Source organism: Shewanella sp. UCD-KL12, from assembly GCF_001957125.1.
Taxonomy (GTDB): Bacteria; Pseudomonadota; Gammaproteobacteria; order Enterobacterales; family Shewanellaceae; genus Shewanella.
Map to the genome: position 1 here is coordinate 1 of NZ_MPHJ01000011.1, position 20,562 is coordinate 20,562.

Here is a 20,562-nt window from a genome sequence, read left to right on the forward strand (position 1 = left end):
AAGCCATTACCTTACCTACTAGCTAATCCCACCTAGACTCATCTAATCGCGAAAGGCCCGAAGGTCCCCTCCTTTCCCCCGTAGGGCGTATGCGGTATTAGCAGTCGTTTCCAACTGTTATCCCCCACGACTAGGCAGATATCTAGGCATTACTCACCCGTCCGCCGCTCGACAGCAAAGGTGCAAGCACCTTYCTGTTTCCGCTCGACTTGCATGTGTTAGGCCTGCCGCCAGCGTTCAATCTGAGCCATGATCAAACTCTTCAATTAAAGTTTTTTGTTCTCACCCGATTAAGGATGAAGAACGGCTCAATGAATTCTGATTCGTTTAGAAGACTCGGAAGAATCTTAAAAACGTTTGTACATATTGCTATGAACATTCATCGTTACATTGAGTTAAATTTTTGATTGYYTCSTRAGARRCAATTTCGAATAACTCAACACCTGTGAATGTCCACACAGATTTCTTGTTTCGTATTGTTAAAGAACGTTCGCCGCTGTGGGCTAGGGGTGCGTATTCTACACAACCCTTGGTTGGCGTCAAGTGCTTTTGAAAAATTAAATTTCTAAGTGTTTACTTGTTGCCCTGACTAGCTACTTGCCTTAGTTAGCTTACCGCTTAAGAAGACTGGTTTGCCGTGTCAGTGGGGGCGCATTATAGAGATGTCAGCCGTGATGGCAAGTCATTAATTATATAAAGCTGACAAGCGCGCATTTATGCATCAAATTGAAAGTAAAAGTACCTTCCAATGATACTTTTGCCAACAGCCCCTCTAACCAGGAGACTAAGTCTGGCACATTTTACTGGTTATGCACTGTTATTTTAATTTTTTATTAACTAAGAGGGAGCTGAGGCGGAGAGGAAGATTGGAGAGTCTATATAATTATGCCAACGCTGCATTTAAGGATACGTATTTTACCTATTTATGAGTTTCGTCTATTACTTACTCTTTGTGACTTGTACTACGGATGCTGTTGGCTGATAGCTTAATTTTTCGAATGCTATATAGTTATTAAAGGCCCTGATAGAGCATAAATAAAACTAAGCAAACAAAGAATGAGTGCTGGTTCAATAGAAACAAATACCAAAACGCCAACAAAAGCCAAAATAGCTAAAAAGTTAACTCTGCTCCTCCAATCAATATCTTTGAAAGAGAGATACCTAAAGTTACTGACCATTAAGAGGCCTAATAAAATGGTTATTAACGCTGTTAGCCAACTCACCTTGCTAGCGTCTATGTTATTTTGACTACCTAACCATATACTACCAGCGATTACAGCTGCAGCAGCAGGACTTGCCAGCCCTTGAAAATATCTTTTATCAGCGATCCCCACTTGAGTATTAAACCTTGCTAATCTAAGTGCTGCACCTGCGCAATAGATAAATGCAGCAAGCCAGCCAAACTTCCCTAGCTCTACTAATGCCCAGTTATATACTATAAGAGCTGGGGCGACGCCAAACGAAACCATGTCAGCCATACTGTCATATTCAGCCCCGAACTGACTTTCAGTATTTGTCATCCTAGCAATATGACCGTCAAGACCATCAAAAACCATAGCGATCAATACAGCAATGGCTGCGACTTCAAATTTAGCATTCATCGATGCAACGACTGCATAAAAGCCTGAGAATAAGCCCGCTGTCGTTAGTAGATTAGGTAAAAGGTAAATCCCTTTACGTTTTACTGTCTCTTTATTTAAGTTTTTCATGACTGTTAAAATATGTATCAAGTATAAAAAATATACCATACTTTTACTGTTGCATATTTAACCGTGACTTGCTTGGATTCAATAAGGTAAGCTCATTAACATCTAATGCGTACACAAACATGGAAGAGCTTATGTACAAAACCTTTCTAGCTATCTGCCTACTTTTGCTTTTTGCCTCTCCTTCATCTGCCACAGTCATTTACAAGTGGGTTGATAAAGACGGTGTCACTCATTACAGTCAGCAGATCCCTGAAGGGCATGAACAGCAGAGCAAGTCTAAAAAGATATACAGTGAAGACATAGAGCCCAAACTTATAGGCACTGTTGCGCCAACCCCTCGTAAAGAAGAGGAGCAGACTCAAGCTCAGCAAGATGCAGCTTTAATTAATGAGAATGATAAAGAGCAAGCTAAAGAGATCTGTAAAAATGCTAAATACAATCTAGATTTACTTACGACGCATACTAAGCTCAATAGCAAAGATGGTGAGACAGGAGCAGTTACCGCTGTGACAGAAGAGCAGCGCCAAGAGAAGATAAAGCAACAGAAGGAGAGAATAAAGTTGTTTTGTAAGTAGCGCTAACTTCAGTACTAAATAAAAAAACAGATCCTTATGGATCTGTTTTTATCTAATGCACAAAATTACTAGCCTTGCTTGACTGTGTACATAGAACGGCTTGTTCCATCTTGACACGCTTGCGCTCCTGCGCTCCAACCAGCATCAAATTGATCTAGCCCGGCTAAGACTTTATCTTTAAAAGACGCTAACTCTCCGCCGTCAGCTTTAACTGATATTGCACCTTTACAGCCTTGGTTGTAACCAAAGTGATACTGACTATCATAGTCAGTATTTCCAACCCCGATATAGGCTTCTACATTTTGAGTTGATTCCGGTGCAGAAGAGCTACAGCCCACAACAGATAAAGTTACTAATGTTACCAATGCTAATTTCATTTTCATTATTTTTACTCCTTGTGAGACTTACAAAGCCTAGTACTCAAACAGATTAAAACCTAACTTTAAATACTAGAGTTACCTTGTAAGTCAACTCCCTATACGGTACTTGACTCAGCTTAAGACAATGAATCTGTATCCATAATAATCATGCATCAAACCTGAGTGCAAGTTGGTTGATAACTATAAACGCTTCACATTTACTTAAACATCAGGATTAGCTGATTCCTTGACTACTGGACAAATGCCAGTTCATCTCCAGCACACTCAACTCTGATCACTTTTCCAGGAACTAAAGCCCCACTTAAAATCCTCTGTGCAAGTGGATTTTCAACCTCTTGCTGCAGTGCTCTTTTAAGGGGTCTTGCACCATAGATAGGATCAAAGCCAGCACGAGCAATTAATGCTAACGCTTCTTCACTTAGTATTAACTCATAATCTTTTTCAGCTAACCTGCTTTTAAGTGATTCGATCTGAATACTAGCAATATGAGCAATGTGCTTTTCACCTAAAGGATGGAAAACCACTGTTTCATCTATTCGGTTTAAAAACTCGGGCCTAAAGCTATGTGTAACCACATTCATCACCTCAGACTTCATTTCTGGATAAGAGAGTGATGAAAATCTTTCTTGAATAATATCTGAGCCTAAATTTGAGGTCATAATGACCACTGTATTTCTAAAGTCTACAGTTCGACCTTGGCCATCAGTTAAACGGCCGTCATCAAGGACCTGCAACAGGATATTAAAAACATCAGAATGAGCTTTTTCCACCTCATCTAACAAGATGACGGAGTATGGCTTTCTTCTGACAGCTTCAGTTAAATATCCGCCCTCTTCATAACCCACATACCCGGGAGGTGCACCAAGCAATCGAGCTACAGAATGTTTCTCCATAAACTCCGACATGTCTATTCTTACCATCGCCGACTCGGTATCGAACAAAAACTTAGCTAAAGATTTACACAGCTCAGTTTTACCTACACCAGTCGGTCCTAAAAATAGGAAAGATCCGATTGGTCGTTCAGGATCTGCAAGTCCAGCACGGCTCCTTCGAATGGCATTTGAAACGGCATCTACAGCTTCATTTTGACCAATCACTCTCTCATGAAGCGCCTGTTCCATCTGCAGCAACTTCTCTTTTTCACCTTCTAGCATTTTAGATACAGGAATACCTGTAGCTCTAGACAGTACTTCAGCAATTTCAACATCAGTGACCTTATTCCGTAATAAGGTCATATCCTGCATCTCTGCCTGTGCAGCTAGGTCTAACTGTTTCTCAAGTGCAGGAATACGCCCGTACTGAAGTTCAGACATCCGAGTAAGGTCGCTGGCACGACGAGCCACATCAAGATCTAACCTAGCTTGCTCAAGATCCGCTTTAATATGCTGAGTTCCAGCTAATGCAGCTTTTTCTGTATGCCAAATTTCATTAAGTTCGGCAGCCTTCACATCAACATCTTTAAGCTCTTTTCTGAGTGAATACAATCTGCGGATACTGGCCTCATCAGCCTCTTTAGCTAGCGCCTGCTCTTCAAGTTTTAACTGAATGCTTCTACGCTCGAGTCTATCGAGTACTTCAGGCTTTGAATCTATCTGTATTCTGATACTCGATGCCGCTTCATCAATCAGGTCGATTGCTTTATCAGGTAACTTACGATCGGAAACATAGCGGTGTGACATACTAGCCGCTGCGACAATGGCCGGATCGGTTATCTCGACATGATGATGTAATTCATAACGCTCTTTGAGGCCACGTAAAATCGCTATCGTATCTTCAACATTTGGCTCTTCAACTAAAACCTTCTGGAAACGTCGCTCTAATGCTGCATCTTTTTCAATATATTGCCTATATTCATCTAACGTTGTCGCACCGACACAATGAAGATCACCGCGGGCAAGAGCGGGTTTAAGCATATTACCTGCATCCATCGCTCCCTCGCCTTTACCTGCACCAACCATAGTATGAAGCTCATCGATAAAGAGGATCACTTGTCCCTCCTCTTGATAAAGCTCATTGAGGACAGCTTTTAACCGTTCCTCAAATTCACCACGATACTTAGCACCTGCTACCAATGAGCCCATATCTAACGAAAGCACTCGCTTATTTTTAATCCCCTCGGGGACTTCACCATTAACAATTCGCTGTGCTAAGCCTTCAACGATGGCTGTTTTACCAACACCTGGCTCACCTATTAACACTGGGTTATTTTTACTTCTTCGCTGCAGTACCTGAATAGTGCGGCGTATTTCGTCATCTCTACCTATTACAGGATCAAGTTTTCCCTGCTCTGCTCGCTCAGTAAGATCGACAGTAAACTTCTTAAGGGCTTGTCGTTGATCTTCAGCATTGGGGTCATCAACATTTTTGCCCGCTCTAACCTGTTTAATCGTTTGTTCCATTAGCTCAGTCGTAGCACCAGCCTTTTTTAGGCTCAAAGCTAATGGGTCTTTACCTTCAAGAGCTGCAAGAATAAACAGCTCACTTGAAATAAATTTATCTTTTCGTTTTTGAGACAATTTATCGCAGAGATTTAAAAGACGAATTAATGCCTGTGAAAGCTGAATATCTCCACCAGTCCCTTCCACTTGCGGTAACCTTTCCAGCTCTTGGCTTAACATAGAGCGCAGTGAACTCACCTGAATGCCAGCTTGAGTTAGCAAGGGATGGATCGAACCGTTATCTTGATTGAGAAGGGCCATCATCAAATGAATAGGCTCAATAAACTGGTGATCTCGACCTAACGCTAATGATTGCGCATCTGAAATCGCGGTTTGAAATTTATTGGTCATACGATCGAGTCGCATACAGCCTCCAAAAAAGAACTAGTTTATATAGCTAAAAGATTGGGGTGTTTGAGAATTTTTTCAAGGTTGAGATGATAAGTATGAAAGGAAATTTGTGAAAATGTTTAACTTAACCAGATAAATGATGCCATGCGACCCGTGACCCCATCTCTGCGATAAGAGAAATAGTCAGACTCTTGGTTAAAAGTGCAAGCGTCGCTTTGATAAACCTCATCGACGCCAGCTAAAGCGAGTCGGTACCTTGCTATCCCCTGTAGATCAGCTAAATATTTTTTTGAAGCTTTCACAGCAACAAAAAATTTGGCTGTTTCAGGGTGCAGGGAGATGAACATCTCACGCACATCATCGCCAACTTCAAAAGCTGTAGGGCCGATAGCCGGGCCTAAATAAGCAATGAGCTCTGAATTAGCAGCAGAGTGTTTCTCTAGCGCAACTTCAATAATACCATCGCATAAGCCTCGCCATCCTGCATGTACTGCAGATACTTCACTTCCCTGCTTATCGCAAATAAGTACAGGTAAGCAATCTGCAGTCATAACAACACAAACTTTTTGGCGCTTTGATGAAAAGCTGCCATCAGCTTGGCAAAGTTCTTGGTTGTCAGCATCCACAACTCTAGTACTATGGATCTGTTCTAACCAAGCAGGAGGCTGAGGTAAAAATAAACGCTCCTCAATGAGCGCTCTATTTTTCAATACATCAGCTTCACTATCTCCCACATGTAAACCTAAGTTTAAGCTGGCATAAGGCGCCTTACTGATACCACCATTACGGGTGGTAAAAGCAATATTAACGCCTTTGGGAATATGCCAACTGTTTTCCATTAGAAAAACCGCTTACTTAACGACCGAAGGGTTATCTTCGGTATCTTTTCTCAATGCCTGAGTCAGAGCAACCATATCTTCAGGAATAGGTGCTTGCCAGCTCATTATTTCAAATGTGTATGGATGTGCCAGTTCAAGCCTAACAGCATGCAAAGCTTGACGTTTAAAGCCCATATACAGCTCCAAAAACTCTGGCGTTACCCCTTTAGGTGGTCTAGGTCGGCCACCATAAACAGGATCGCCAACTAAAGTATGACCAATATGGGACATGTGAACACGGATCTGGTGCGTTCGACCAGATTCAAGTCTAAGTCTTAAACGTGTATGCGCTCTAAATTTTTCAGCGACACGGTAATGAGTCATAGCAGGCTTACCATTATGGACAACAGCCATATGAGTACGCTTGGTCGGGTGACGGTCAATAGGCTCATCGACTGTACCGCCAGAGATTAATCCGCCTAACACTATTGCTTCATACTCTCGAGTAATTTCACGAGCTTGAAGTGCTGAAACTAAATGCGTTTGAGCCTCAACGGTCTTAGCTACCACCATCAAACCTGTGGTATCTTTATCAAGTCGGTGTACGATTCCTGCTCGAGGAACTAACTCGATACCTGGACAATGATGTAATAGCGCATTCATCAAAGTCCCATCTTGATTTCCTGCACCAGGATGAACAACGAGGCCAGCTTGCTTATTAATCACTAAGATATGGTCATCTTCGTAAACAATGTCTAATTCGATTGCTTGCGCTTTAGCCGTAGTCTCTTCAGTTAAAGTTGCACCAACAATTATCTCTTGGCCTTCTAAAACCTTCTCTCTTGGCTTGCTAGAAACTTCACCATCAATAGTCACTGAACCATTTAAGATCCACTCTTTGATGCGTGTACGAGAATAATCAGGGAACAGCTCAGCCAAAGTTTGATCCAATCTTTGTCCAGTTTGTGTTGATGTTATCTCGCTTTTTAGATTAATCTCTTGTGTCATAGGAACCGTACCCGCTTTTCGGGGTCCAAATATGTGAGCGATCTGTTACAATCGAATTGTTTCTATTTTATATCGAAATGGAAAAAATCTTAACCACAACTTTAAAAGAATCGAAATAAAGTATGCATAATTTTGCTAAAGCGACCTTAATAGCCCTATTTTCAATAGCCATCACCGCTTGTAGTAGTAAGCAAGGAGAAGATCTATCGGTTAATAAATCATCGCCTGATGTATTATATTCCCAGGCTAGAACCTCAATGGAGCTTGGAAACTTCAGCAAAGCTGTACGTTCTTTGGAAGCATTAGACTCTCGCTATCCATTTGGGCCACACAAAACTCAAGTACAGCTAGACCTGATTTATGCTTATTATAAGCTAGATGACCCTGCTTCTGGTATCGCTAATATTGATCGCTTTATCCGGTTAAACCCGACACATAAAGATATTGATTATGTGTATTACATGCGCGGACTGGTAAATATGCAGTCTGATAGCTATATGTTCCACGATATGTTGAACATTGACCGCACAGATCGCGACCCTAAAGTGGCTCAAGATGCATTTAAAGACTTTGATCGTTTGATTAAGTCTTACCCAAATAGTAAATACGCTCCAGATGCCGCTCAGCGTATGCAGCACCTAAAGAATCGCTTAGCAAAATACTCAATTAATGTCGCTGAGTATTATATCAAAATGAATGCTTGGAGCGCGGCTTCGACTCGAGCACAGTCAGTATTGGAAACTTTCCCAGGTACTCCATCAACAGAACGTGCTTTAGAGATTATGGCTGATGCATACTCAGAGCTTGGGCAAGATAAGCTCAAAGAGAATGTACTCACCGTCATGAAGGCAAACTACCCAGACAATAAGTATCTCACAAAGTAAGTTAGCTTAATGACCCAATTAAAGCTCTCAGCTTATCAAAGCTGGGAGCTTTTTTTTACCTATAAGTTAGTGCCTTGCTCACTCCCTAAACAATTACCACTTAATGAGCTCTACACAAACCAGTTGCAGGCAATGTGCTCCAACCAAGTAAATGACAATAAAAGTTTTTGCATTGAGCTTATACCAATTGTATTAAGTATTTGAACAATTCAGAGCATCTCAAATTTTTTAATTCAAGGCGCATTGATGAAGAAATGGCTATTCCCTTTTAAATCAATGCAAAGCAGAAGTGGAGAATTTGAGACGCTCACGCAGTGCGGGTCTCAAAGCACTTTAAGCTTCGTTGCGGGTTTTCGATATAGATTAACTATTAGCTTCATCCCCGTCTCTTGCCTACAGCGCTTTGATCTCCCGCTGAATGGTCAAACTTTTATTGCAATTGGTATTTTTTCACTCGATTAGCACAAAAGACGCCCAAACAAGCCTAGCCATACAGATAAAATACAGAAAACAGTTGACTCAAATGCTGAAAAGCATTCTAATGACGCCCGTTGCCCGAATAGCTCAGTCGGTAGAGCAGAGGATTGAAAATCCTCGTGTCCCTGGTTCGATTCCGGGTTCGGGCACCAATATTTCATTTAGGTGCTAAGGCATCTAAAATAAAAAAACCTCGCTAAGCGAGGTTTTTTTATGCCCAAATTTCAATAAGCCCATCACGCTTAACTTAGCCCTTTTAGTAAAGGCGTCGCGCCTTTACTAATTATCAATCAGCGCTTTATATCTTAAACATACTTACCGCTTGCTGAAGGCTCTCAGCACGAGATTTTACTTCGCTTGATGCCGAAGCATTTTCATCAGCTGCCTCAGAGGAGTCCTGCGCAATATCTCTGATAATAACCACGTTCTTATTCACTTCAGAGGCTACCATGCTCTGCTCCTCAATAGCAGCGGCAATTTGCGTACTCATATCCATGATATTTGTCACATCTGTATTTATCTGTTCAAGAAGCGTTCCTGCAGAAGCAGCTTGCTCAGCACTCTCTCCCCCCTGCTTTTGGGTTTCCTCCATCAACTGAACAATAGAGCGCGTTCTAGACTGCAAGGTTTGAATGATCCCAGCGATCTCCTCTGTCGACTCTTGAGTTCGCATTGCCAAGCTTCGAACTTCATCAGCGACGACAGCAAAGCCTCTGCCCTGCTCACCAGCTCTCGCCGCTTCGATTGCCGCATTGAGTGCAAGCAAGTTAGTTTGCTCCGCAATACCTCTAATGACATCAAGCACACTACCTATGGTTTCGCTGTCTTTCTCTAGATCTGCAACAACTTGAGCAGAACCATTTAATTGCTCAGCTAAAGACTGAATTTTTTCAATCGTTTGCTCTACACCAAGCTGACCTTTTTGTGCATTCTCGTGGGTATTGCTGGCCCTATCTGCTGCTAGCTCCGTATTTTTAGCAATTTCATCAATCGTCGCGCCCATCTCTGTGATTGCAGTAGCAACCATATCGGTCTCGTTCAGCTGCTGCCCAACCCCTTCAGATGCTTTAGTGGCATTCATAGAAAGCTCACCGCATGAATGGTTCATAATCTGAACAGACTCAATAACTTCTTCAATGAGCTGCTGAAAGCTTTCTACCATACTATTGAAATGCTTAGCTATTTGCCCCAACTCATCCTCAGCGTTAGCATCACATCGTATAGTGAGATCTTTATTTTTCTCAATATTAGAAATAGCTCTCGTGATACGGTCGACTGGCTCCATAATGCTGCGAATAATAAAGATGGTAAAACTAAGTAGGATTATCGCAATTAAAACAAAGATACTAACACCCAACGTAAATGCTGAATCTTCAGCGTCATGAATTGCCGATAAAGCCTGCTCTTTTAACATCATCGAGTCTGCTTCTGCAGTTTTAACCGCTTCTCGCAATGCCGCCATCTGTCCATCATTTTTAGTTAACCCTAACTGCTGCTCTTTACTCACTAATGTAGCAAAGTCTCTTTGGTAGCTAGACATGAGAGAGGAGATCTGACTTTTGGCCGTTACATCTAAAACCGATTGAGATAGCACCTGCTGAAACTTAGCAATATTGCCATTAAACTTATCAACGTAACTCAATTTCCGTCGCAGCATAAAATCTTTCTCATTTCGCCTAAGCTGCAACATCACGACCATAAGCCTAGGCTGATCATATTTTTTTACTAATGTCTCAACATCCCGTACAGCTTGCCTGAGTGTGCCATATAACCCCGTTTTTGGGGTTAAGCCAATCTCTTGCTGTAACTGCACCACAGTTTCAAACGATTGCTTGTAATGTTCTAGGCTTTTTCCAAAACTATCTAATGCACTTGTTGGAATATCATAAGTATCAAACTCTAGCCTTAATGTATTCATCACCGAATTCATTTCGCTAGCATTCGATTTATGTTTTTCTAAATAACTCATCTCTAGTCGAGCAAAAAAGTCCTTTTCATCCTTACGAAGGCTCAATACTTCATTTTCTAGCTCGATAACACTTTGCGCAGCAATAGAAAGATCAGCCTGAACCCCACTTGAATATCTTTGTAATCCAAACATGGCGATAAGTGACAATATTGACACGGCCGCACTAAGCAGCAATTTATGACGGATGAGCATATGGAGGGTCCCCTTAAACAAGCACTCTTTTAAAAATAGTAGTAAATCAATAAAAAGTTAAGAAAAAACTAACTTGAACGGAACAGTCTCACCCGTTTGTACTCATATCGGCAGTTTGAGCAGTATAATTAACTATTTTTTCGGTTTTTCATAAAGATATTTAACTTCAACTGGCTGAAAATGTCTTAATGCATTCACTCATTCTTTATCTAACCAACACAAAGGTATACAATATCCCAAAGAAAGCAATTTGCGGAGATATTATGCAGGTCATAGATGCCAAAACAGTTCACGAATCTCTTAACTTTCCAAGACTAATTTCAGAACTCAAAGATACATTCTCTAAACCTGCGGGTATGCCACAGCGCCAAGTCTTTAACCTAGATGAGGGTACATCGCACAGTGATGCTTTTGCGGTACTCCCCTCCTGGAACGACAAAACGATCGCAGTTAAAGCCTTTACATACTTTCCTAGCAACCCCTCTAAAGATTGCGAATTAGAAAGTTTATACTCAAAAATCATGATCTTTGACCGTAAAACCGGTGTCCCACAAGCACTTGTAGATGGCACTAGTGTTACCTACTGGCGTACAGCTGCAATCTCAGCTTTAGGCAGTGATTTTCTAGCAAGGAAAGATGCTTGTAAGTTGCTCGTATTCGGTACAGGGCGCTTAGCGTCATTTATGGCATTAGCTCATGCAAGTGTAAGGCCCATTAACGAAATATCCATATGGGGAAGAGACCCTAATAAAGCGCAAAAAGTGGTTGAGACCATTAAACTTTTAAAGCCAAATATTAAAGTTACTGTATGTGATGATATCGAAAGAACAGTAAAACAAGCCGATATTATTAGCTGTGCAACAGGCTCTCCAAGCCCGCTTTTTAATAGCGATTGGGTTCAAGCTGGTACCCATACTGACTTTGTTGGCAATCATAACCATGACAGACGTGAATGTGATACCAAGCTAGTATTAAAAGCATCAGTGTACGTCGACTCAAAAGTTAATGTATTCGCTGAGGCTGGAGAAATTTTAATTCCAATTTCTGAAGGTGTGTACAGCACTGACTCTGTCATTGGCGAGCTTGCCCAACTCTGCAACGGACAAATACCTGGAAGAAGGAGTGATGAGGAGATCACCTTATTTAAAACTGTTGGCACAGCGCTCGCCGATCTTGTTGGCGCTCAACTCGTCTACTCACAACTGAAAGCCAAAAGTGAGTAGCTCATACTGGCAAGCTAAACCACTACACTCTCTAATCAATCTCTGAAGGTTATGGGGCTCTACAAAGCCCCTGTTCCAAATCTATACACAAACTCCCTGCAGTTCACTTCCCCTATTAAGTGTTATACCTTTGTAGAAAATTTTCACCACCTTTAAACCTTTTGCTAACTAGCGCCTGTCTAATTAGGTATCGATTGTTTTCCATCATTGTATTACACAGGGAATATTCAGTGAGTGTACAGATACAGTTCATCGAAAAGGAGCAACTTTCAGAGCCAGAGCTGGTAAAGAGAGCCAAGCTGGGAGATAAATCTGCCTTTAAGCAGATCTATAAATTGCACCACAAGCGTGTCTACGCTCTCTGTTTCAGGCTCGCTGGCCAAATAGATCTAGCCGAAGAAGCAACTCAAGATACATTCGTTCGTTTATGGCAGAAACTGCCTCAATTTAACGGGGATAGCCAATTTGCGACCTGGCTTCATAGCCTTACCGTTAATCAAGCATTAACCAGCATCAAGAAACATAAAAGCTTCTGGGCAAGGTTTTTACCTCTCACAGAGCAAATCGACTTAGGTCATGACAGTTTTGAATATGAGCGCTTAGATAAATTACTACTTAAGCTCCCCGAACGAGCAAGGCTCGTCTATGTGTTATTTGAAATTGAAGGTTATAAGCACGACGAGATAGCTAAGTTACTAAATATTGCAGTTGGCACCAGTAAGGCACAATTCCACCGTGCTAAGAAGCTACTTCAGGAGATGCTCTAATGAGTAATCAACAGCAAAAACTCGCATCTTTAACTTCTGACTTACCTAAAGAGCTTTCACCACAGAAAGACCTATGGGATCAAATTGAGCAGCGGCTGAACGTGCCCTTACAAGAAAATATTAACCCTAAATACCCAGCTAAACGAAATACCTCGTGGTATCTGCTTGCCGCTAGCCTAATGCTATTTGCAGTACTTATAGGCAGTCAGCTTCCTTTTGAAATTAAGGACTCATTGCCTCTGATGACAAATACATCAAAAGATCATTCAGAGCTAATCGCAACGCTTGAAAACATACAATTAGCCCATGAAATGCAGGTATCAGAACTCAAACAAGCAGCTAGTCTCATCAACTGGCAATCGAGTCCATATAGCTCACCTGTTGAAACTGGCATTGAACAGTTGCGGCAAGCTGCACAGCAGATTTACCAAGCATTAATGCAAAACCCTACAGATAATCAGTTATGGCAACTCTGGTTATGGGCGCAACAAAGAGAGATAGAGCTATTAAGACAGGGACAAAAGCTGCCCATATCACAACACTCACAAGGAGAGATAATATGAAAAGAATCAAACTCAGTCAGTTTTTACTTATTCCATTAATTTTATTAAGCAACTTAACCCTAGCAGCACAGAGTGTTGATAAACAAATAGAAGTAGAGAGCGATCTTAAACTTAATATCAAAGTACTCAGAGGCGAGGTCAACATTCAGAGCTGGGATAAACAAGCTATCAGTGTTAAAGGTACTTTAGATGAGCTAAGTGAAGGCTTCTTGTTCGAAAAACAGGGTCAATCAGTCACCATTGAAGATCAAATGCCCCGTCAATTCCGCGGCAACGACAAAGATGGCTCTTCGCTAACAATCATAGTTCCTCGAAATCTGACCTTATATGCAGAAGGTGTTTCATCAAGTTATCAATTAGCCTCATTAGCTGGAGATATCAGAGTTAACTCGGTCAGTGGTGACATTCGTGCCAATGACATCAGTGAGCAAGTACTGTTCCACACGGTATCAGGTGATATAGTCTCTTCAAGACTCAATGGAAAAACACGGCTTGAAACAGTATCCGGCAGTATTGAAGATGAGCAAAGTGATGGAGAGATAAGCTACAAATCAGTCAGCGGTAATCTTGAAGCAGATTCGATGGCTACTAAGGTGTCTATTGAGCAAGTTTCTGGTGATGGTGCAATCAGATTACAGCAACTGAAAAGCCTTGATGTAAAAAGCATTAGCGGGGATATAGCGCTATCAATTAAGGGGTTAACATCAATGGCTAATCTAGACAGTGTCAGTGGTGATATCTCAATCAAGTTGCCTAAAACTATTGATGCTAGGTTTAACCTTAACGGCGGCCCTGGTGGGAAAATTCACAATAACTTTAGTGAAGATAAGCCTAAAAAAGAGAAGTATTCGCCCACCTCTTTTCTCAAGTTTCAGAGCGGTGAGCCCAAGGCTGATATAAAAATCAGCACCATCAGTGGGGATATCGAGCTAAAAAGAGGCTGATAAGTTCGGTATAGAGATGCTAATTTGCATCTCTATACTTGTGTGTTAATCAAAGTGGTTCTTAACACTTGGAAGCGATAACTTTAAGCTTAAACAGATGCAATCTCTTCATCTGTAAGGTAACGCCATTCACCCGGCTCTAGGTCATCGTCTAAACAGATCTCCCCAACGCTTTCTCGATGAAGCCCAACAACTTTATTGCCTACAGCCGCAAACATACGCTTCACTTGATGGTATTTACCTTCAGTAATCGTCAAACGGGCAGTATGAGCATCTATAATTTCAAGTACAGCAGGCTTGGTCAGTCCATCTTCACTTTTTAGCTGAATCCCCTGAGAAAAAGTCTCAATTAACCCCGTATCAAGCTCTTCAACAAGTTTAACTAGGTAGCTTTTGCCACAATCCTTCTTTGGTGAAGTGATTTTATGTGACCACTGACCATCTGTCGTGATCAAAACCAAACCTGTAGTGTCTATATCTAACCTTCCAGCAATATGCAGATCATCTGGTTTTTCTATATCAAGGAGGTCTATTACTGTGGGGTGAACTTCATCATATGTGGCACATATGGTATCAAGAGGCTTGTTGAGCATTAAAAATCTCGGGCCCACTATCGAGATCACATCACCATCTAAACAGACAGTTTGCGTCTCTTTTACTTTAAAACTTGAATCTTTAATTACGACACCATCACAAGTCACAACTCCTTTGTGCAATGCTTTCTTGGCCATAGAGCGAGTCAGCTCGGTTGATTCACAGATAAATTTGTCTAAGCGCACAAGTATTCTCAAGTTCTTAAGGTGAAAGTGGCGCTATTATGAAGGGCTGTGATGTAAAGGGCAAAACTTAAAAAAATCACACTCAATAAGTTCGGTTCACTTAATCAGATAAAAAGTAAAACAGCCCGCTATTTCGTCCACGATTGTCTCTGTATGGTAAGAGGGAGACGACTCTGATTAAGAGACTTACGTTTACGGATAAGGAAACCTTTACTTACAGATGTTCCAAAATAAATCGACAGGGATAATCCCCCCTGCCTTGTTTACACAACCAAATTGGACTTAACATGTGTGACAGTGTGTCACTTATCATCAAGTGCACTGGGTTTTGAGAGGTTTACCGACCAGTTATTACTTTATCTTTCGGTTATCAGAACTATCAAAGCGGTACATCTCACAATATTAAATACAGAAGCTAACAAAATATAATGACCCAAATATGGGCAATGAAAGGATACAGTATGAAGAAAGTACTCGTTGGAGGCTTATGTGCCTCACTGATTGTAGGCTTGGCGGCATGCAACAATAAGGAAGCTGAAGTAAAAGCACCCGAAACCAGTAAAACAGAAACAGCTGCAGCAGTAGAAATAGCATTAACCTCTGGGATTGATTTCGCTAATTTTGATAAGTCCGTTCGCCCACAAGACGACTTTTATAGTTACGTTAACGGTACATGGCTCAAAAACACTGTTATTCCAAGTGACAGAACCAGCACAGGTGCCTTCTACGATCTTCGTGAAAAGTCTCGAGATGATGTTAAAGCCATTATTGAAGAGGTTGCAGCTACCCCAAATCTCGTAGCAGGCAGTGACGAACAGAAAGTGGCCGACCTATATCGCTCATTTATGGACACTGATACGCTAAACCAACTCGGCACAGCGCCTATTCAATCTGAAGTTGAGAAAATTGACGCGCTAAAAACCAAAGCAGACCTAGTGAGTTACTTTGCTCACAGTCAGATCATTGGCTCAGGCACCCCGCTCGCATTTTATATCGATGTTGATGCCAAAGACTCAAGTCGCTACGCGACTCATATCTGGCAATATGGCCTAAGCCTTCCAGAGAAAGACTACTACTTCAATGATGGAGAACGCTTCGTCAATATTCGTAAGGCTTATGTTGAACACATAGAAAAGATGTTTACCTTAGCAGGTTTTGAAGCGCCTAAAGCGAGTGCTGAGCAGGTTCTAGCACTAGAAACGGCCATCGCAAGCAGACATTGGGACGTAGTAGAAACCCGCGATAGCACCAAAACTTACAACCTATATCAAGTTAAAGACCTAGCCACCTTAGCGCCAGATATCGACTGGAATGGTTACTTATCTACCTTAGGTGTTGCAGACCAAAAAGATATCATCATCAATCAACCAAGCTTTATTGAAGGTTTCAATGAAGTGCTTAAGGCCAATGAACTTTCGACTTGGCAAACTTACATGAAGTGGCAGCTATTAACTCACTTTGCTGGAGAGATGACAGGACAGCTTGATAATGAGAATTTCGAATTTTTCTCCAAAACGTTAAACGGACAAGCTGAGCAACAACCTCGTTGGAAGCGCGGCGTAAGTACAGTTAACAGTGTATTAGGCGAAGTCGTAGGCAAAGTTTATGTTAAACGCCACTTTGCCCCTGAAGCCAAAGAGCGTATGCAAGTGCTCGTTGAGAACTTACGTGGTGCTTACGGAACCAGTATCGACAACCTAGAGTGGATGAGTGCAGACACTAAGGTTGCAGCTAAAGACAAGCTGGCTAAATTCGACCCTAAAATTGGTTACCCAGACAGATGGGAAGATTACTCTAAGCTGACTATTAAAGCTGATGATTTAGTTGGCAACGGTATTCGCGCCAATGAGCTTGGGCATGAAAAAGAGTTGGAAAAACTTGCAGGTCCTATCCGTAAGTGGGAATGGCATATGACACCTCAAACGGTGAATGCTTACTACAACCCGACCATGAACGAAATTGTTTTCCCAGCAGCTATCTTGCAGCCACCATTCTTCAATATGCAAGCTGATGATGCGGTTAACTACGGTGGTATTGGTGCTGTTATCGGACATGAGATGGGCCACGGTTTCGATGACCAAGGTGCAAAGTTTGATGGTGAAGGTAATATGCGTGACTGGTGGACAGAGCAAGATCTCTCTGAGTTTGCCGAACGTGGTAAAGCCTTAGTTGCGCAATATGATGGTTACGCCGTTTTCGACGACTTGAATGTCAATGGTGAGCTAACGTTAGGCGAAAACATTGGTGACTTATCAGGTGTGACTATCGCTTACAAAGCCTACAAGAAATCACTCGATGGTAAAGAAGCGCCTGTCATTGACGGCTTAACTGGCGATGAGCGATTCTTCATCGGCTTTACACAGATCTGGCGAGCTAAGATTAAAGAGGAGTCGATGCGTAACCGTGTTGCAACCGACCCACACTCACCTGCTAAGTTCCGCTCTCTGGGCGCCCTGTCAAACATGCCACAGTTTTACACAACCTTTGACGTAAAAGAGGGGGATGCCATGTATATCGCCCCTGAAAAACGTGTGAAAATCTGGTAATTTACAAACCTAAATTAACCTTTAAAAAGAGTGCTTTAAGCACTCTTTTTTTATACCTTAAACTTTTTAAACCTATTATGAATAAAAGTTAATTTGCCGTTCAGCCTAGATTAAGTAGTAGGGGGATAGATTAATCACATCGTTTAGTTATTTCGTTGTCTTTTTTGAGTCATGGAGCTAATTTGATGTTAATTAATAGTATGAACCGTTTATTTCGAACCTTTTTTATTTTCCTTCTCCTTTTGTCCACTCGGACCGGTTTTGCTGCCACCAACGAAATACAAACCAGTGTCAAAGAGAAGAGTGATAACTACGCAGTTCGACAGGCACTAAGTAAAAACCTGACTGGGCTTACCTCGATACAGAGCATTCAATACCACCCGCCTAGACAGACCAGTAGTGATTTAGACACCCTCTATTCACAAGCTCACGGTGCTCAAGCTGAACTTAGTAAGCTACTCACTCAAATCGCTCACTCTCATAAATTGACACCTTTACTGCCTGAGGTAAAAAGTTATCAACGCGCATCATATAAGGTAAATACTAAGTTAAATGGAGATGCTAGCCAACTGACCGATCTCGCAAGAGCAACTTTAGTTGCTGATAATATCCATGACCTAGTGACAGCATATGAAGCGCTAAATGAACAAAGCCAAATGGTTCAAGTTAAGAACCGGTTCGCCACACCTAAGGAGTCGGGCTATCGCGATATAAACATGCTCGTAAAACTACCAAAGTCAGGCATGATAGCTGAGGTACAACTGCATCTACATGAGATAGCAAAAATTAAAAGTGGTGCAGAGCACCAAGTTTATGAAGAGGTACAAACTATCGAAGGAATAGCATCAAGTGAAAACAGAATGCTAAACGATATTGAAAAAGCACAGATAACGCGTCTTCGCCAGATGTCTCATAAGCAATATCATAAAGCTTGGCTACAGTATAAACGTATCGATGCAGCAGACTTGATCACAGCATCAGTTGCCTAATTGCTAACAATGCCAACTCATACAAGATATACTTGAGCCCATAAACAGATAACCAGCGAAGAGACAATGCACGAAATCATAGAGAAACTTCAGGAACAAAGTGAAACGGTTCCTATCCCTTTAGAGCTCCCTACATTTGAACAAATTGTAGTGGTCGAAGAGGAGATTTTAATGCCTCTTCCTGCTGAGCTAAAGGAATACCTACTCTATGCCAGCGATGTCATCTACGGTAGCTTAGAGCCCGTCACCGTCAGTGACCCTTACTCCCACACATACCTTGCTGAAGTCACCGCCTACGCTTGGTCAATAGGGATGTCACGTGAATACGTAGCCATATGCCAACAGGGCAATAGCTTTTACTGTATCGATCAAGAAGGTCAGGTCATGCTGTGGAGCGAAGACGAGCTAGAAAGTGAAACTTGGGAAACATTCTGGCAATGGGCTGAAGAGGTCTGGTTGCAAAGTTAAGCCTCTGATTCTATATTCTAGCAGTTTATCTATTCGTTCAAGTATCTCTATGTACATAGCTTTACAATAGCTAACAGCTGTACCTTGCCAAAAGTGCAGATGTAGCTGTGTAGACACTAAAATTTTGGAAGTACCATGTCAAAAAATATCGCCCTGAATGCCACCGAAATAAAGTTTTTGCGCCTATCTCTCGGTATTACTGCAGCGCAAGTTGCAGATTTAAGTAAATCGACTGAAGCTGATGTCCTAGCCTGGGAAGCTGGTGAAACACCTGTTTCAGGTCTAGCAGAAAAAAAGCTGTTAGAGATAGATGAGATCATTGAGATGCAGGTGCTCAACACTTGCGATGGTATCGAAGAGCTATTTAAGAAAGAGCCTAAACGTCAGCTTAGCTTCGTGGTTTACCCTAATCAAGCAAGCTACGCACAATACAACCCTGAGTTCCTAGGCTCACTACCGCTAACAGAGCTTTATAATATGGCCGCTTGGCGTATTAAAAAAGAGTGTAAGCTAGTGCTTGAAGTCGATGTGACTCTGGTGCCTCTCGATGTTGAAGCCTACAAGGCTTATCGTGAAAAAGAGGGCTTAAAAGAGAGCCGTGAAATACGGGCTAAATGGGCAGCTACACAAATCTAGTTTCGAGTTTCGTAAACATAAATGAGAAAAAGCATCTAAATAGATGCTTTTTCTTTTAAAGGCTAGTCAAAGTTGCCAGCTAATACTTTGCAATAACAAGCTAAAAGCGAGGTTATGCAGCTCCAGCCATCTCTTTCTCAAGCGCCTTCGCCATTGCCGGACGCGCTGTCACCCTGTCCCTATAGCTGGCAAGCTTTGGCGGGATATCTTGTTCAAATCGTGTCGCCCAAAGTAGAGTATGAGCGAGCAAAATATCCGCAGCACTTAACTCATCGCCAAGTAAAAAGTCACTGTCCGGTAACCAGTTTTCAGCTAAGTTAGCCGCCTTATCAAACTCCCATTTGGCGACAGCAAACATGCTCTCTTGACGTATCTCTTCTGGCAAAGCGAATTTGTGTTTACCTATGGTCCATAATGGCTGTTCAAGCTCACAAATGATGAAGCTCACCCATTTATGATGTAAGGCTGATGCATCACTTCCCTGTTCAGGTAATAGCTTACGATCTCCGTACTTCTCTGCTAAAAAAAGAACAATCGCTGCTGATTCTGTGATAACCAACTCATCATCGATTAACGCAGGAACTTTACCACAAGGGTTCACAGCCAAAAAATCTGGATTGCGGCTATCTCCCTTGGCAAAGTTAATAAATTGATATTGCCAATCTAAACCTAGCTCCTCTAATGTCCACGATACACGTAATGAACGGCTGCGAGGCACACCATATAACTTGATCATCTTTACTCCCTCAAAGTTAAACAAAAATACTGGCTCCATTAAAGCAAAAAAAGTTTAATTATGAAATCCTGAAGCAGAACAACTACACTATTACTAGGTCAATTCATGAA

At 41.8% G+C, this 20,562-nt stretch carries 17 protein-coding genes, 1 tRNA gene, 1 rRNA gene and 1 pseudogene; 11 read left to right on the forward strand and 9 right to left on the reverse strand.

What is annotated here, in order from left to right; all coding sequences use genetic code 11:
* Both BM736_RS17285 and pssA read right to left on the reverse strand, forming a co-directional pair.
* A 16S ribosomal RNA gene (locus BM736_RS17285) occupies positions 1–269 on the reverse strand; the annotation flags it as partial.
* A 735-nt stretch (positions 270–1,004) separates the two neighbouring features.
* Positions 1,005–1,709: pseudogene (gene pssA / locus BM736_RS17290) on the reverse strand (CDP-diacylglycerol--serine O-phosphatidyltransferase); the annotation flags it as partial.
* 131 nt (positions 1,710–1,840) lie between these two features.
* Between pssA and BM736_RS17295 the strand changes: the two are divergent.
* Positions 1,841–2,284, forward strand: a complete 444-nt coding sequence (locus BM736_RS17295; protein WP_083700296.1) for a DUF4124 domain-containing protein — start codon at positions 1,841–1,843, stop codon at positions 2,282–2,284.
* 68 nt (positions 2,285–2,352) lie between these two features.
* On the opposite strand, the gene BM736_RS17300 is transcribed toward BM736_RS17295, so the two are convergent.
* The 4 genes from BM736_RS17300 to rluD form a co-directional block, all read right to left on the reverse strand.
* On the reverse strand, positions 2,353–2,667 hold the full coding sequence (locus BM736_RS17300) for a hypothetical protein (RefSeq protein WP_076414472.1): 315 nt from the start codon (positions 2,665–2,667) through the stop codon (positions 2,353–2,355).
* 227 nt (positions 2,668–2,894) lie between these two features.
* Positions 2,895–5,468: an ATP-dependent chaperone ClpB gene (gene clpB, locus BM736_RS17305; RefSeq protein WP_076414474.1), complete on the reverse strand. Its 2,574-nt coding sequence runs from the start codon at positions 5,466–5,468 to the stop codon at positions 2,895–2,897.
* Between the two features lie 104 nt (positions 5,469–5,572).
* The gene (gene pgeF, locus BM736_RS17310) at positions 5,573–6,292 is read right to left on the reverse strand and encodes a peptidoglycan editing factor PgeF (protein ID WP_076414476.1); all 720 of its coding nucleotides are present in this window, start codon (positions 6,290–6,292) and stop codon (positions 5,573–5,575) included.
* A gap of 12 nt (positions 6,293–6,304) precedes the next feature.
* Positions 6,305–7,279: a 23S rRNA pseudouridine(1911/1915/1917) synthase RluD gene (rluD, locus tag BM736_RS17315; protein ID WP_076414478.1), complete on the reverse strand. Its 975-nt coding sequence runs from the start codon at positions 7,277–7,279 to the stop codon at positions 6,305–6,307.
* Between the two features lie 122 nt (positions 7,280–7,401).
* On the opposite strand from rluD, the gene BM736_RS17320 reads away from it, so the two are divergent.
* Both BM736_RS17320 and BM736_RS17335 read left to right on the forward strand, forming a co-directional pair.
* Positions 7,402–8,163, forward strand: a complete 762-nt coding sequence (locus BM736_RS17320; protein ID WP_076414480.1) for an outer membrane protein assembly factor BamD — start codon at positions 7,402–7,404, stop codon at positions 8,161–8,163.
* A 553-nt stretch (positions 8,164–8,716) separates the two neighbouring features.
* Positions 8,717–8,792: transfer RNA gene (locus BM736_RS17335), tRNA-Phe, on the forward strand.
* Between the two features lie 146 nt (positions 8,793–8,938).
* Here BM736_RS17335 and BM736_RS17340 read toward each other — a convergent pair.
* Complete coding sequence (locus BM736_RS17340) at positions 8,939–10,801, reverse strand: methyl-accepting chemotaxis protein (RefSeq protein ID WP_076414486.1); 1,863 nt, start codon at positions 10,799–10,801, stop codon at positions 8,939–8,941.
* A 263-nt stretch (positions 10,802–11,064) separates the two neighbouring features.
* Here BM736_RS17340 and BM736_RS17345 point away from each other — a divergent pair, with 263 nt between their 5' ends.
* The 4 genes from BM736_RS17345 to BM736_RS17360 all read left to right on the forward strand — a co-directional run bounded on the left by BM736_RS17345 (position 11,065) and on the right by BM736_RS17360 (position 14,298).
* Positions 11,065–12,024 (forward strand): ornithine cyclodeaminase family protein, encoded by a 960-nt coding sequence (locus BM736_RS17345; protein ID WP_076414488.1) that lies wholly within the window; start codon positions 11,065–11,067, stop codon positions 12,022–12,024.
* A 230-nt stretch (positions 12,025–12,254) separates the two neighbouring features.
* Positions 12,255–12,791 (forward strand): RNA polymerase sigma factor, encoded by a 537-nt coding sequence (locus tag BM736_RS17350; RefSeq protein ID WP_083700298.1) that lies wholly within the window; start codon positions 12,255–12,257, stop codon positions 12,789–12,791.
* Positions 12,791–13,354, forward strand: coding sequence for a hypothetical protein (locus tag BM736_RS17355; RefSeq protein WP_076414490.1), 564 nt, complete (start codon positions 12,791–12,793; stop codon positions 13,352–13,354). Before BM736_RS17350 ends, BM736_RS17355 begins: the two co-directional genes overlap by 1 nt.
* Positions 13,351–14,298, forward strand: coding sequence for a DUF4097 family beta strand repeat-containing protein (locus tag BM736_RS17360; protein WP_076414492.1), 948 nt, complete (start codon positions 13,351–13,353; stop codon positions 14,296–14,298). The genes BM736_RS17355 and BM736_RS17360 overlap by 4 nt, the downstream gene beginning before the upstream one ends.
* Before the next feature lie 89 nt (positions 14,299–14,387).
* On the opposite strand, the gene rsuA is transcribed toward BM736_RS17360, so the two are convergent.
* Positions 14,388–15,077: a 16S rRNA pseudouridine(516) synthase RsuA gene (gene rsuA / locus BM736_RS17365; protein WP_083700300.1), complete on the reverse strand. Its 690-nt coding sequence runs from the start codon at positions 15,075–15,077 to the stop codon at positions 14,388–14,390.
* Positions 15,078–15,538: 461 nt separating this feature from the next.
* On the opposite strand from rsuA, the gene BM736_RS17370 reads away from it, so the two are divergent.
* The 4 genes from BM736_RS17370 (at position 15,539) to BM736_RS17385 (ending at position 19,716) form a co-directional block, all read left to right on the forward strand.
* Positions 15,539–17,623 carry a M13 family metallopeptidase gene (locus tag BM736_RS17370; protein WP_076414496.1) on the forward strand — a complete coding sequence of 695 codons (2,085 nt, stop codon included), beginning with the start codon at positions 15,539–15,541 and terminating at the stop codon, positions 17,621–17,623.
* Between the two features lie 200 nt (positions 17,624–17,823).
* Positions 17,824–18,612, forward strand: coding sequence for a RelA/SpoT domain-containing protein (locus BM736_RS17375; RefSeq protein WP_076414656.1), 789 nt, complete (start codon positions 17,824–17,826; stop codon positions 18,610–18,612).
* A gap of 66 nt (positions 18,613–18,678) precedes the next feature.
* Positions 18,679–19,080, forward strand: coding sequence for an SMI1/KNR4 family protein (locus tag BM736_RS17380; protein ID WP_076414498.1), 402 nt, complete (start codon positions 18,679–18,681; stop codon positions 19,078–19,080).
* Positions 19,081–19,215: 135 nt separating this feature from the next.
* Positions 19,216–19,716 (forward strand): DUF4447 family protein, encoded by a 501-nt coding sequence (locus BM736_RS17385; protein ID WP_076414500.1) that lies wholly within the window; start codon positions 19,216–19,218, stop codon positions 19,714–19,716.
* 112 nt (positions 19,717–19,828) lie between these two features.
* Here BM736_RS17385 and BM736_RS17390 read toward each other — a convergent pair whose 3' ends face one another.
* Positions 19,829–20,452, reverse strand: a complete 624-nt coding sequence (locus BM736_RS17390) for a glutathione S-transferase family protein (protein ID WP_076414658.1) — start codon at positions 20,450–20,452, stop codon at positions 19,829–19,831.
* Positions 20,453–20,562 lie beyond the last annotated feature (110 nt).